The organism is Echinicola arenosa, from assembly GCF_014841125.1.
In the GTDB taxonomy this organism is placed as follows: domain Bacteria; phylum Bacteroidota; class Bacteroidia; order Cytophagales; family Cyclobacteriaceae; genus Echinicola; species Echinicola arenosa.
Genome location: NZ_JACYTQ010000001.1, coordinates 26,553 through 39,626, shown reverse-complemented (window position 1 = coordinate 39,626; position 13,074 = coordinate 26,553). Strand labels below are relative to the sequence as shown.

The 13,074-nt window shown below is 40.2% G+C and carries 13 protein-coding genes; all 13 read left to right on the top strand.

The window, feature by feature from the left end; genetic code table 11:
* The first annotated feature begins 287 nt into the window (after window positions 1-287).
* A complete protein-coding gene (locus IFO69_RS00175) occupies window positions 288-860 on the top strand; it encodes a YceI family protein (RefSeq protein ID WP_192006938.1) in 573 nt (190 codons plus the stop codon).
* A gap of 17 nt (window positions 861-877) precedes the next feature.
* On the top strand, window positions 878-2,143 hold the full coding sequence (locus IFO69_RS00170; RefSeq protein ID WP_192006937.1) for a hypothetical protein: 1,266 nt from the start codon (window positions 878-880) through the stop codon (window positions 2,141-2,143).
* Window positions 2,144-2,219: 76 nt separating this feature from the next.
* Window positions 2,220-2,795: a YceI family protein gene (locus tag IFO69_RS00165; RefSeq protein WP_192006936.1), complete on the top strand. Its 576-nt coding sequence runs from the start codon at window positions 2,220-2,222 to the stop codon at window positions 2,793-2,795.
* 91 nt (window positions 2,796-2,886) lie between these two features.
* Entirely contained in the window at window positions 2,887-3,597 is a 711-nt protein-coding gene (locus tag IFO69_RS00160) for a Crp/Fnr family transcriptional regulator (protein ID WP_192006935.1), read from the top strand.
* Window positions 3,598-3,812: 215 nt separating this feature from the next.
* The gene (locus IFO69_RS00155) at window positions 3,813-4,436 is read left to right on the top strand and encodes a hypothetical protein (protein ID WP_192006934.1); all 624 of its coding nucleotides are present in this window, start codon (window positions 3,813-3,815) and stop codon (window positions 4,434-4,436) included.
* Between the two features lie 80 nt (window positions 4,437-4,516).
* Window positions 4,517-6,949, top strand: coding sequence for a heavy metal translocating P-type ATPase (locus tag IFO69_RS00150; protein ID WP_192006933.1), 2,433 nt, complete (start codon window positions 4,517-4,519; stop codon window positions 6,947-6,949).
* A complete protein-coding gene (ccoS, locus tag IFO69_RS00145) occupies window positions 6,940-7,125 on the top strand; it encodes a cbb3-type cytochrome oxidase assembly protein CcoS (RefSeq protein WP_192006932.1) in 186 nt (61 codons plus the stop codon). The genes IFO69_RS00150 and ccoS overlap by 10 nt, the downstream gene beginning before the upstream one ends.
* A gap of 2 nt (window positions 7,126-7,127) precedes the next feature.
* Window positions 7,128-9,278, top strand: a complete 2,151-nt coding sequence (gene ccoN / locus IFO69_RS00140) for a cytochrome-c oxidase, cbb3-type subunit I (RefSeq protein ID WP_192006931.1) — start codon at window positions 7,128-7,130, stop codon at window positions 9,276-9,278.
* A 12-nt stretch (window positions 9,279-9,290) separates the two neighbouring features.
* Window positions 9,291-9,482, top strand: a complete 192-nt coding sequence (locus tag IFO69_RS00135; protein WP_192006930.1) for a cbb3-type cytochrome c oxidase subunit 3 — start codon at window positions 9,291-9,293, stop codon at window positions 9,480-9,482.
* Window positions 9,469-10,404 (top strand): c-type cytochrome, encoded by a 936-nt coding sequence (locus IFO69_RS00130; protein ID WP_192006929.1) that lies wholly within the window; start codon window positions 9,469-9,471, stop codon window positions 10,402-10,404. The genes IFO69_RS00135 and IFO69_RS00130 overlap by 14 nt, the downstream gene beginning before the upstream one ends.
* An 86-nt stretch (window positions 10,405-10,490) precedes the next feature.
* Window positions 10,491-11,918, top strand: a complete 1,428-nt coding sequence (ccoG, locus tag IFO69_RS00125) for a cytochrome c oxidase accessory protein CcoG (RefSeq protein ID WP_192006928.1) — start codon at window positions 10,491-10,493, stop codon at window positions 11,916-11,918.
* A 12-nt stretch (window positions 11,919-11,930) separates the two neighbouring features.
* Window positions 11,931-12,356: a FixH family protein gene (locus tag IFO69_RS00120; protein ID WP_192006927.1), complete on the top strand. Its 426-nt coding sequence runs from the start codon at window positions 11,931-11,933 to the stop codon at window positions 12,354-12,356.
* The gene (locus tag IFO69_RS00115) at window positions 12,357-13,061 is read left to right on the top strand and encodes a sulfite exporter TauE/SafE family protein (RefSeq protein WP_192006926.1); all 705 of its coding nucleotides are present in this window, start codon (window positions 12,357-12,359) and stop codon (window positions 13,059-13,061) included. It abuts the gene before it with no gap.
* The last annotated feature ends 13 nt before the right edge of the window (window positions 13,062-13,074 follow it).

Genomic DNA, 13,074 nt, shown 5'->3' with positions numbered 1-13,074 from the left:
CGTTGAAATGAATATATGTAGTTTTAAGTGTTATTTCTAATTGTTATCTGGAGTTAGTTATGTTTGGTTGGGTATTTTTTTAAATAAATCTGTTTGTTGATAAAATAAATAGATTTATAGATAGTTTATATTGACTTATTTTTAGTTTATTTTTAAATTAAAAAGATGATAAAAGTCATGTTTTGAGGCTTTTTTGCTCATGTTAATCCTACAGGTTTCAGTATAATTTTGATAGAAACAAAAAGCACAAGGCGTTTTTAAATACTTACCAACTAAATTGAAAATTTATGAACTCTCTTAAACACGCTCTATTATCTCTGCTCTTGGTTTGGATCGTTTTTCACGTGAATGCCCAGAAAAGTTTTACATTATCAGACAAGCAAGAATTCAAGGTTTCTGGTACTTCCACACTGCATGATTGGGATATGGTTTCTGAAAAGGGAGCTACAGGAACCATGAGTGCAAAGCTAAATGGTGCAGTCATAGAAGAAATAAAATCTTTGAAAATCACCCTACCTGTGAGTGAATTGAAAAGTGGCAAGTCTGCTATGGACAAGAAAGCCTATGAAGCCATGGATACCAAAAAGAATCCCAATATCTATTTTGAACTGGAAAAAGTAAATGAAATTACCAGTGATAAGATCAATGCTACTGGTAAGTTGACCATTTCTGGAAATAGTAAATCAGTCAGTATGGATGTCGGGTATAAAGTGAGCGGGGGAACAGTGACTTTCGAAGGTGAGGTTCCCATTACTTTTACCATCTTCAATGTAGATCCTCCGACAGCTATGTTCAATACGATCAAAACAGGAAATGAGCTTAAAATCGCCTTCAATACTCAATTTAAATCTGCCAACTAATCTCAAAAATTAAAGTCATGAAAAAGTTTAATAGAAGTATTACTTATACCGTCCTTTTTCTGATGATGTTTTTCATTGTAAACGCATCATGGGCGCAAAGGGATCTGATGTATTATAGACCAGATAACTCGCTCGGGTTGAATGTATTTGAAACCACCAAAAGTACTGATTATGTTTTTGATGGTCTTCAGGTAAAAGTAGGAGGGGACTTTGCCCTCCAGTTTCAAGGCTTGAACCAAGAAAACAGTTTGGACAATTTGGTAGAATTAGGCTCCAACCTTAATCTTCCCACTGCCAATCTCAACTTGGATGTCCAATTGGAAAATGGGCTGAGAATGCACCTTAGAACCTATCTTTCTGCCAAACACCATCAAGAAGCTTGGGTGAAAGGGGGCTACCTTCAAATGGATAAATTGGATTTTGTATCGGATGGTTTTCTGGAAGGTATCATGCAGTTTACTACTATCAAGGTGGGTATGGATGAAATCAATTATGGCGATGCCCATTTCCGCAGGACTGATAATGCAAGGGCGATCTTTAACCCATTTGTAGGAAACTATATCATGGATGCCTTTAGTACAGAAGCTTTTGCCGAGGTTTTTGTGCAAAATAATGGTCTACTGGCACTCGTTGCCATTTCAAATGGTAAGCTTAATCAATCTGTAGTGGTCAATGACAATACAGATAACAAGCTGTCTTTTTATGGGAAATTGGGATACGACGATTATGTAAGCGAGGATTTCAGGTTGAGGTTGACAGGATCTTGGTATATTAATCATGGAACATCCACTGGATCCTATATTTATGGAGGTGATAGAGCGGGAGGAAGATACTATAATGTGATGCAGACTTTGGATGGTGATGGCTCTGATTTTGAAGGAAGGTTTAATCCTAGGTTCACAGAGTTGACTGCTCTGCAATTCAACCCATTCTTGAAATACAAAGGTTTAGAATTCTTTGGAATCTATGAAGTGGCTATGAATGGCGAAGACCAAGGCAATGGCCAGTTTACCCAATTGGCTGCAGAACTGTTGTATCGATTTGGTGAGGATGAGCGTTTTTATCTAGGAGGGAGGTATAACCAAGTCAAAGGTGAGCAAACTGAGGATGCCGCTACCTTGACCATTGATCGTTTTAACATTGGAGGAGGTTGGTTTATGACCAAAAATATTGTAGCTAAGATTGAATATGTGAAACAAAACTATGACGGTTATCCAACTGAGAGTAAATACAACGGTGGGGAATTTAGTGGCCTTAATATTGAAGCAGCAATAAGTTTCTAGTATGAATAAAAGGAATAAGGGATAAACAATCCCTTATTCCTTGACTTATATGCAACGATAAAAATAGATTGGTTTTATGATGACTTTTTATATAGTGATTTTGACCATTTTACAGCTTTTGACTTCAGGGGAAGAAAAAGTAGTCATTTGGGATGTTTTAGGGGAAAGCACCTTGGAGATCAAAGGAAATACCAATGTCAATAGTTTTAATTGTTTGTCCAAAGAGTATAAAGGAAAGGATAAATTAAGAGAAACAACAGTTGATGGGACAAACTATTGGGATGGAGCAATTAAAGTTCCTGCAGAAGGTTTTGACTGTTTTAATAAGATGATGACCAAAGATTTTAAGGAAACCATCAAGGCTAATGAATTTCCATTGATTGAAATGGAGTTTGTAAAAATGAAGAAATCAGAAAGTCAAAGCAACCTTTTATCTGGTGAGGGGATAGTGACACTTGCCAATGTCTCAAAAAGAGTAGACTTAACCTGTGAGCTAGAGGAAGTGGGAAATGGTGTAAGAAAACTTGTAGGGATTAAGAAATTCCTTTTTTCTGACTTTGGTATAGATCCACCAAAGAAATTTTTAGGAACGATCCGGGTAAAAAACGAGCTGGAAGTCGAGTTCTCTATACTGATTAGTGTTGCTGATTAATCTCTTCAAATGAGATTAGTATGACAAATGTCATGTTTTTTTTATAGGTTTAATCTTTACTTTGCAATGAACACAATTTTTATAAACCAACATGACAGAAAAAAATACCCCTTGTGAACTATGTTTAAGCCGGAAATTTTCCATGTTTTCTGGTTTGTCCGAGGAGCATTTATGTAACCTGTCTGACAGTAAGAACCTGATTTCCCATAAAAAGGGACAAATTCTTTTCTATGAAGGTACCAAGCCTTTAGGTGTATTTTGTATTAGTTCAGGGATTGTTAAGACTTATAAAACAGCTTCCAATGGTAAAGAGCAAATCATAAGGTTGGCCCAGAAAGGTGATTTTCTTGGTTATACTTCTCTTTTGGGAGAGGAAACCTATACCAGCTCTGCTACCATTGTGGAGGATGCGAAAATATGCTTTATTCCCAAAGAGACGTTTTTGGATATATTGTCCAAAGACAATAATTTCCACCGTAGGTTGACCAAATCAGTTTGCCAAACTTTGGGGATGATGGAAAATCAACTTACCGATGCTACCCAAAAAACCATCCGGGAGCGATTGGCTTTTACTTTGATCAAGCTAAGTGAGTCATATGGAGTGGATGGAGGTGAGAGCCAAAAAATTGACCTTGTACTCACACGAGAGGAGATAGCTGGTCTGGTGGGTACAGCTACAGAGACGGTGATCAGGTTGTTGTCTGAATTTAAGAAGGACAACTTGATAAAATTTGATGGAAAAAGAATCATAGTCCTAGATCAAAAGGGCCTAGCAAGGCTTTCAGACTTTTACAATAACTGATAAGTTTAGTAGCCAACAACTTAAGAAGGGAAGAGTTCGAATCTATGGTTCGGACTTTTTTTATGATTGATTTTTTTGAGTTTGTACAAAACCTTTTTTGCGTATTTGAAATGGTAGTATCAAAACCTGACAAAAGTCAGGTTCTGGGTTTTTAAATGTCATGCCTTCGTACAAGGTTTAAAAGTAGCTTTGTGTAAATCATCAACGGGTAATTTATGTACAGCAATGATCTAAGCCATATTGAAATTCCATCAGATATTCTGATGCCGGTTTTCGATAGCCGTATCCCCGCTGGTTTTTTTGGAACAATAGCCCAAAGCACAGCCAATGCTATAGAAACGGACCAGGAAATAAAAATGATTCTCGCCAATCTCCCAAAAGTGTTGGATTGGTTACATGAAGCGGATTATCCACAGGTCTTGGAAAAGCGTCCTTGTGGAATTCCCTTGTTCTTGTATGATAAAAATATATCCTTTAGAAAGGTACTCTTTCATTATGATGGTACTCCTTCATCTGCAAAAATTATTAGGGATTTCTTAATGATGTTTGAGGTTCAAGTAGTGGAGAGCCAAGCCACAATCATCTCACCTAGTTTTATACCTAAGTCGAAAATAGCAGAAGAACAAGCTCTGATTCAGCTTATCAGTGACCATACCAAGGAAACCAGTTTTATCAAATTCAATTTCACAAAAATTGGGGATTTCTGGTCTTATGCTACTAAAAGGGATTGTTCTTTACTGGTGACGACCAAGGACTATCAGGCAGATTTGGCAAAAGTACTTTTTCATTTTTATAAAGGTGATGTTTGGCATGATAACCTGTCCTTTTATTTAGCCTAGTATAAATGACCTGTTTTAACTGTGATATCTTGATTAATAGGGTAATTTATAGTTAAATTGTAATATAACCACTAACAAATATGGAAGATATAAAAGATGAGCATATCGTGTTGTGTTTTCATTGTGGTGAAAAATGCCAAGAAGATGCGCTTATCTTTGATCAACGAGAATTTTGTTGCCACGGATGCAAATTGGTATATGAGGTGCTTCAAGAAAATGGTCTCTCTAGTTATTATGCTTATGGCGAAAATCCCGGCACAAAAGCACCCATTGGCGATCAGGCCACTAACCGCTTTGATTACCTCCAAGAGCCTGAGGTGATCCAGCAATTGGTAGATTTTCAAAATGATATAGAAACCCACATTACTTTTTCTGTTCCTGCCATCCATTGTGCTTCTTGCATCTGGCTATTGGAAAACCTACACCAACTGAATGAGAATATAGTTTCAGGAAGAGTAGACTTCATAAAGAAAGAGGCCAATATCAAATTTCATCATCAGCAGCTTAGTTTGTCGGAAGTGGTCAGGCTATTGACTAAAATTGGTTATGAACCTGCAATCAACCTTTCTAATCTAGAAGCGGATAAATCAAAAAGCAGCATTGACAAAAGACTGGTCTATCAATTGGCTATTGCCGGTTTTTGCTTTGGGAACATGATGTTTTTTAGTCTTCCTGAATATTTCAGTGAGGTAAGCTTATTGGAAGAGAATTTTAGAGGCCTCTTCAATTATTTGAACTTATTTTTGGCTTTACCAGTGGTGTTTTACGCCGCTTCAGACTATTATCGATCAGCTTGGTTTTCCCTGAAAAATGGTCGTGTCAACATGGATGTTCCTATTGTCATAGGAATCGTGGCTTTATTTCTTTACAGCTTGTTTGAAGTTTTATTTACAGCGGGTTCTGGGTATTTTGATTCACTAGGTGGCTTACTTTTTTTCCTTCTGTTAGGAAAGTATTATCAACAAAAGACCTTTGAAACACTTTCATTTGATCGTGATTACAAGGCATACTTCCCTTTGGCCATTACCCGGATTTCAGGTCAGATAGAAGAGGTGGTTTCCTTGCCGAAATTAGAAGTCGGAGACACCATAAAAGTCAGGAAAGGAGAATTGATTCCTGCAGATAGTCTACTCATAGATGGTGAAGCACAAATCGACTATAGCTTTGTGACAGGAGAGGAGATACCAGTACCTGTAAATAGAGGTCAAGTGATTTATGCAGGCGGGAGACAGCAATCGGGTCCCATACTGTTAAATGTGCAAAAGTCTCCCTCTCAAGGCTATTTAACGAATTTATGGAACCACGATAGTTTTAAGAAAAAAAAGAAATATGGATTAGGTTCATTGGCTGATGCACTGAGTGGAAAATTCACTTTGGTGGTATTACTAACAGCTTTCGGGACACTGGCCTATTGGAGCTTTTGGGACATTTCAATGGCGGTCAGGGCTTTCACCAGTGTACTGATAGTGGCTTGCCCATGTGCTTTGGCGCTTTCAACTCCTTTTACACTTGGAAACACCTTGAGGGTTTTCGGAAGAATGGGCTTCTACCTGAAAAATAGCCGGGTGGTGGAAGATCTGGCCAAAGTGGATACTTATGTTTTCGACAAGACTGGAACCCTAACGGATCCTGCTACGGCGAAAGTAAGCTTTGTGGGGATTGGACTGACGGAAGAATTAAAGGCTGCTATCAAGGGTATGGTGCAATATTCAATTCATCCATTGAGCATTCGGATCAATTCATGGCTGGGTCAAGTTAAGCCCGCTTATGTTGAAGGGCTTGAAGAATACCCAGGAAGGGGAATAGAGGCCATATATTGTTCCGGTATCATCCGGATGGGATCTGCTAAGTGGCTAGGATTGGGAGAGGTGCATACCGCCGATAATGGTAATCGGGTCTATTTATCAGTTGAAGGAGAAGTATATGGCTATTTCCATATCCAAAGTAGTTTGAGGAAAGGTGTCGTTAAAGTAATTGATGACCTTAAAAGTTATGGGTCAATTCACTTATTATCTGGTGATCATGACCATGAGCGGTCCAATTTGGTGAAAGCCATGGGTGCTGAGGTGATCATGAATTTTAACCAAGGACCTACAGATAAACTGCAATATCTCAAAAAACTCAATGATCAGGGCAAGCAAACTTTAATGGTGGGAGATGGGCTCAATGATGCTGGTGCACTTCAAGAAGGGCTCGTTGGAGTAGCAGTTTCTGATCAGGTAACTCATTTTTCTCCTGCAAGTGATGCCATAATGAACGCTTCAATATTGGGTGACCTACCCAATATGATTGGATTGGCTAAAGATAGTAAAAGGGTCATCATCTCCAGTTTTGTGATCAGCTTCTTCTACAACCTTTTAGGGGTCACTTTAGCCGTGCAGGGGATGATAAGTCCCGTTGTGTGCGCCATCATAATGCCCTTAAGTAGTATTTCAGTGGTGCTCTTCACCACTTTAGCAGTTAATTATTTCGCAATGAAAAGGGGACTAAAGAAAAATTGGACATGGAAGTGATATTTATTTTGATTGGAATAAGCTTGCTCCTCGCCATTGGATTTTTATTCCTTTTTATTCGGGCAATGAGGAAGGGGCAATATGATGACACCTATACTCCTTCGGTGAGGATCTTATTCGACAAAGCAAAAGACAATAAATCAAACAAAGATAAACCGTCAACTAAAACCAAATAAATATGTCAGATGCATTACTGGAAAAGTTCAGTTACGATAATAAAATCGTAAAGTACTTTGGAGCTGCCACCATGATTTGGGGCATAGTCGGGATGCTGGTGGGTATTTTGGCCGCCACACAGCTTTTTCTCCCTGAGGCCAACCTTGGAAATCCATACACCACTTATGGGAGAATCAGGCCCTTGCACACCAATGCAGTGATATTTGCATTTGTGGGCAATGCCATATTCGCAGGAGTTTATTATTCCATGCCCAGGCTGCTCAAAGCGCGGATGTGGAGTGATGCTCTGAGCTGGATCAACTTTTGGGGATGGCAATTGATTATTTTGGCAGCAGCCATAACGCTTCCATTAGGTTTGACCACCTCCAAGGAATATGCAGAGTTGGAATGGCCGATTGATATTGCCATTGCAGTCGTATGGGTAGCTTTCGGAGCCAATATGATCGGTACATTGCTCAAAAGAAGAGAAAGACACATGTATGTAGCCATTTGGTTTTATCTGGCTTCATTTGTGACAGTGGCGGTGCTGCATATTTTCAATTCTTTGGCATTGCCAGTGTCCTTCTTTAAAAGTTATTCGGCTTATGCTGGGGTTCAGGATGCTTTGGTGCAGTGGTGGTATGGCCATAATGCTGTGGCCTTTTTCTTGACCACTCCCTATCTAGGTTTAATGTATTACTATTTGCCAAAAGCCGCCAATCGTCCGATTTATTCCTATAAGCTTTCCATTATTCACTTTTGGTCGCTGATTTTTATCTATATCTGGGCTGGACCGCACCATTTGTTGTACACAGCGTTGCCCAATTGGGCACAGGTGCTTGGGGTTGCTTTTTCAATTATGTTGATCGCTCCATCTTGGGGAGGTATGGTGAATGGACTTTTGACATTAAGAGGAGCATGGGATAAAGTGCGGGTAGATCCGGTATTGAAGTTTATGGTAGTGGCCGTAACCGCTTATGGTATGGCCACACTTGAAGGGCCATTGCTGTCTTTAAAATCAGTGAATGCCATTGCTCACTATACGGATTGGATTGTGGCCCACGTACATATCGGTGCCTTGGGTTGGAATGGTTTCTTGACATTTGGAATGCTGTACTGGCTATGGCCTAAGTTGTGGAAAACCAAGCTTTTTTCTACTAAGCTGGCCAATACCCATTTTTGGTTAGGCACCTTGGGGATTATTTTCTATGCCTTGCCCATGTACGTTGCTGCTTTGACGCAAAGTTTGATGTGGAAGGAGTTTAATGAAATGGGCAGACTTGCTTATCCAAACTTCTTGGAGACTGTTTTGGAGATTGTTCCCATGTACATGTTCAGGGCATTTGGAGGGGTACTTTATCTAATTGGTGCCTTGCTTATGGTTTATAACTTGATCAAAACCTCTAAAATCGGAACTTTTGTCGCAGAAGAAGCTGATGAAGCTCCTGCCTTAACCAAACATGTCGCCCAAAAAGGAGAGTACTGGCACCATGTATGGGAAAGAAAACCCATCTTCTTTACATTGCTAGCCACCCTTGCTATCCTTATTGGTGGAGCCATTGAGATTGTGCCGACTTTACTAGTAAAGTCCAATGTCCCGACCATCAGCAGTGTGGAGCCTTACACACCCCTGGAGCTTCAAGGGAGGGATTTGTATATCTCGAATGGATGCGTAGGCTGTCACTCCCAAATGATCAGGCCTTTCCGGTCAGAGACGGAGCGTTATGGGGAATATTCCAAGGCAGGTGAATTTGTTTACGACCGGCCATTTCTTTGGGGTTCCAAAAGAACTGGGCCTGACTTGCACAGGGTAGGACGTAAATATCCGGATAGCTGGCATTATCACCATATGTTGGATCCGAGGACCATGTCTCCGGGATCCACGATGCCTGCCTATTCATGGATGATTACCAACACCATGGATCATGAGGATATGCCCGATAAGATTCGGACCATGCAAAAGCTTGGTGTACCATACCCAGAAGGCTACGCCGATGGACAGGCAATGATGGATTTGGAAAAGCAAGCCGAAGAAATAGTAGCAGGGCTTTCAGAAGATAATATTGAAGTGTTGCCTCATGCAGAGATCGTGGCTTTGATTGCTTATTTACAGCGTTTGGGAACCGATATTAAAAAGGTAGATGCGCCAACAGACAACAGTTTAGCCAAATAAAACCTGAAAGTCATGCAAAAAGAAATATTAAGTTCGATCGAAAACGTGGAAATCTATCCGATCATCTCACTAATTATCTTCGTGCTCTTTTTTGTCGGCATGGGCTGGTGGGTGTTCAGGGTGGATACCAAGTACATTGATCACATGAAATCACTACCAGTAGATGGTGACCACCAAAAAAAAGATGACCATGAAGAAAAATAAGTTTTTAGCATTACTGTCTTTATTGGGAATGGCAAGCTCTTCAGTATTTGCTCAGAAAGCATCTGGAGAAGGTGTCATAGCCGCATTGAGTAACATGGATAGCAGTCAAATCACCTTGTTAATTCTGATTGTGGTTGTGTTGGGTGTCATGGTTTTGTTACTGATCTTGATGATTTACCTCATGTCCTTTATGGGGGCGGTACTGAGAAAGGAAAACCCTGAATTGGCCAATGAACCTACTTGGTGGGAAAGTTTTAATGAAAAGTATATTTCCGGAAAGTATCAGCCCATCGAAGAAGAAGAGGAAATTATGCTGGATCACAGCTATGATGGCATTGTCGAACTAGACAATTTTATGCCTCCCTGGTTAAAATATGTTTTCTATGGTACCATCATTTTTGCAATTGGTTACTTGGTCAATTATTCTACACTGGGATGGGGAAAGACTCCGTCAGAAGAGTATAAGGCTGAATTAGAGGCGGAAGCTATTGCAGCTGAAAGTCGAAAGGCCTTGGCTTTGGCATCTATCGATGAAAATAATGTTGAATTTGATCAATCTGATCAAGTCCTGATAGCGGGTGGAAATATCTTTCAAAACAACTGTGTGGCTTGTCATGCCGCAGATGGAGGTGGTGGCGTGGGACCGAACTTCACCGATGAATATTGGATTCATGGCGGAAGTATCAAAGATGTCTTTACCGTGATCAAATACGGTGTACCTGAGAAAGGAATGATTCCATGGCAAGATCAGCTAAGCCCTGAGGAGATCCAGCAAGTAGCCAATTTTATATTGTCGCTTAAAGGAACAACACCCGCCAATCCAAAAGAGCCACAAGGTGAATTATATGACCCTGAAGAAGAAGGAAGCATCGAAAGTGGAGAGGACAGTGCAGCAATGGATAGTACAACAGTAGCTTCGTAATGTAATTGAGGTTGCCTCTAAGGTTATTTAGACGTCTTCCTATCCTCGAAATGACCAATTATGAGACAACCTCAACTAACAAGGATATGAGCAAGCAAGTAGAAAATAGTAGCCATAATGAGGCTTTTAGAGATTCTCTTTCCACGGTGAAAGCAGATGGAGAAAGGAACTGGGTATACCCTAAAAAGGTAAAAGGATTCTTTTACAAATGGAGAACTTATCTCTCATGGTTATTACTAGGTTTTTTGTTTGCGGGGCCATTTCTGACCATAGGAGGTAAAACCTTTTTACTGCTCAACATATTTGAGCGTAGATTTGTGATCTTTGGTCAAGTATTTTGGCCTCAGGATACACATATTTTGTTGTTCTTGCTGTTGATCCTCATCTTATTCATCATCCTGTTTACGGTGGTGTTTGGGCGGGTGTTTTGTGGTTGGGCGTGTCCACAGACTTTATTCATGGAAATGGTATTCCGAAAGATTGAATATTGGATTGAAGGAGATGCCAACCAGCAAAGGAAGCTCAATGCGATGTCATGGAATCGGGAGAAGATTTTAAAGAAAGGAGCCAAAATGGTGATTTTCGTATTGATTTCTTTATTGATAGCCCATTTGGTAATGGCTTATTTAATAGGAGTGGAAAAAACCTTTCAGACGATCTCAGGTCCTCCTACTGATAATGTTACTGGTTTTGTAGGATTGATGGCGTTTACAGGGATTTTCTTATTTGTTTTTACTTGGTTTCGCGAACAGGTTTGTACGGTAGTTTGTCCATACGGGAGACTTCAGGGAGTCCTACTAGACACCAACTCCATCAATGTATCCTATGATTATGTGCGGGGAGAACCGAGAGGAAAGATCAAAAAACATACTGTGGAAGAAAGTCCAAAAGGAGATTGTATTGATTGTACTTTATGTGTACAAGTTTGTCCTACCGGAATAGATATTAGGAATGGCGTACAGATGGAGTGTGTCAATTGTACCGCCTGCATTGATGCCTGTGATGAAGTGATGCTGAAGGTGGATAGGCCTACTGGTTTGATTCGATATGCTTCTGAAAACAGCATTAAAGAAGGACATCAGAAACTGTTAACCCCGAGAGTAATGGGGTACTCCTTGGTCTTACTATTATTGATAGGGGCGTTTATTGGGCTTTTGGTGACACGGACAGCGCTCTCTGCCACTATTACCAGATTTAGAGGAATGACCTATCAGGAGCGAACAGATGGGCAGATTAGTAATTTATATGAGGTTACTTTCATCAATAAAACCTTTGGTCCGCAAAATGTTCAGGTGAGAGCTGTTGATGAAAGGTATAGTATTGAAGCGACAGGAGAAGGAAACTGGGAAATGGAAGGTCAATCCAAGCTGGAGGGAAGGTTTTTTCTTGTCATGGATGCGCAAGCGGTAGCTCAAATCAATGAGAAGGTGAAACTGCAACTGTTACAGAATGGTGAAGTCATTGATGAGATTGAAACCAATTTTATGGCGCCTTTACCGAAGAAAAATGACTAAATTAATTTAACTATGAATTGGGGAACAGGAATCGTATTAGTATTTGTAGGTTTTGCTGCGGTGATTTTTACCATGGTGGGGATTTGTATGAACCAAGATGACATCCATTTGGTCACAGCGCACTATTATGAAGAAGAAATAAAATATCAGGAACAGATAGAAAAAGCCTCCAATACTGCCCAGCTTGAAGAGAAGGCGCTAGAGTTTGATACTCGAGGCAAGTCATTGATGATTCATTTAGATAAGGGTGATAAAGGAACATTATGGCTTTTTAGACCTTCAGACGCTAGATTGGATCAGAAGATAGAAGTGGTTTTTGCGGATGATCTGGTTAAATCCATTTCTTTAGGTCAGCTAAAGCCAGGATACTGGAAAGTGAAATTAGCTTGGGAAAGAAACGGAAAGTCCTTTTACGAAGAAAAGAAAATCAATATTTAGATGATTTGGACAGCACTTCTTCTGGGTTTTTTTGGATCATTCCACTGCTTGGGCATGTGTGGCCCAATAGCCATGGCAGTGGCGGCCGCTGATACCAAACGGTATTGGCCTAGGAAACTTTATTACAATCTTGGACGAACCATTACCTATAGTTTACTGGGACTATTGATTGGTACCATGGGATGGGGGCTTCAGCTTGCAGGAATTCAACAGTGGATGTCCATTGCCTTAGGAGTGATGATCATTCTTTTCGCCATGATGTATAAAAAGGGCGAACAAGCCATCGTTAAGGGCGGTCTTTACCAATTGGTTGGCAGGATCAAGTCGGGGCTGTCTTTTTGGTTAGGTAAAGGAGGAACTTGGGCATTTTTCATGACCGGATTGGTCAATGGACTTTTACCTTGTGGTATGGTATACATTGCTTTATTAGCTTCTCTTGCGCTTTCAAGTCCCTTGGAAGGTGCTTTGTATATGTTTGCGTTTGGAACAGGAACTGTTCCTTTACTCTTTGTTTTGATGCTGGGGGGGCAATTATTTAGTTTGTCCACTCGGCAGCGCGTATTTAAATTGATGCCTTATGTGGCGGTGTTCATAGGTTTGCTTTTTATTGTTCGTGGCTTGGGTTTGGGGATTCATTTTTTAAGCCCAGAGCTTAGCTCTTTAGTCCCATCAATAGCCCCTACAGAAATTACCATCTGCAAATAACCAGAAAGGGGAG

Coding starts and splice junctions, on each gene's coding strand:
- IFO69_RS00175 (WP_192006938.1), top strand. CDS start 288: ATGAACTCTCTTAAACACGCTCTATTATCTCTGCTCTTGGTTTGGATC.
- IFO69_RS00120 (WP_192006927.1), top strand. CDS start 11,931: ATGAATTGGGGAACAGGAATCGTATTAGTATTTGTAGGTTTTGCTGCG.
- IFO69_RS00150 (WP_192006933.1), top strand. CDS start 4,517: ATGGAAGATATAAAAGATGAGCATATCGTGTTGTGTTTTCATTGTGGT.
- ccoN (WP_192006931.1), top strand. CDS start 7,128: ATGTCAGATGCATTACTGGAAAAGTTCAGTTACGATAATAAAATCGTA.
- IFO69_RS00170 (WP_192006937.1), top strand. CDS start 878: ATGAAAAAGTTTAATAGAAGTATTACTTATACCGTCCTTTTTCTGATG.
- IFO69_RS00130 (WP_192006929.1), top strand. CDS start 9,469: ATGAAGAAAAATAAGTTTTTAGCATTACTGTCTTTATTGGGAATGGCA.
- IFO69_RS00135 (WP_192006930.1), top strand. CDS start 9,291: ATGCAAAAAGAAATATTAAGTTCGATCGAAAACGTGGAAATCTATCCG.
- ccoS (WP_192006932.1), top strand. CDS start 6,940: ATGGAAGTGATATTTATTTTGATTGGAATAAGCTTGCTCCTCGCCATT.
- IFO69_RS00115 (WP_192006926.1), top strand. CDS start 12,357: ATGATTTGGACAGCACTTCTTCTGGGTTTTTTTGGATCATTCCACTGC.
- IFO69_RS00160 (WP_192006935.1), top strand. CDS start 2,887: ATGACAGAAAAAAATACCCCTTGTGAACTATGTTTAAGCCGGAAATTT.
- IFO69_RS00165 (WP_192006936.1), top strand. CDS start 2,220: ATGATGACTTTTTATATAGTGATTTTGACCATTTTACAGCTTTTGACT.
- IFO69_RS00155 (WP_192006934.1), top strand. CDS start 3,813: ATGTACAGCAATGATCTAAGCCATATTGAAATTCCATCAGATATTCTG.
- ccoG (WP_192006928.1), top strand. CDS start 10,491: ATGAGCAAGCAAGTAGAAAATAGTAGCCATAATGAGGCTTTTAGAGAT.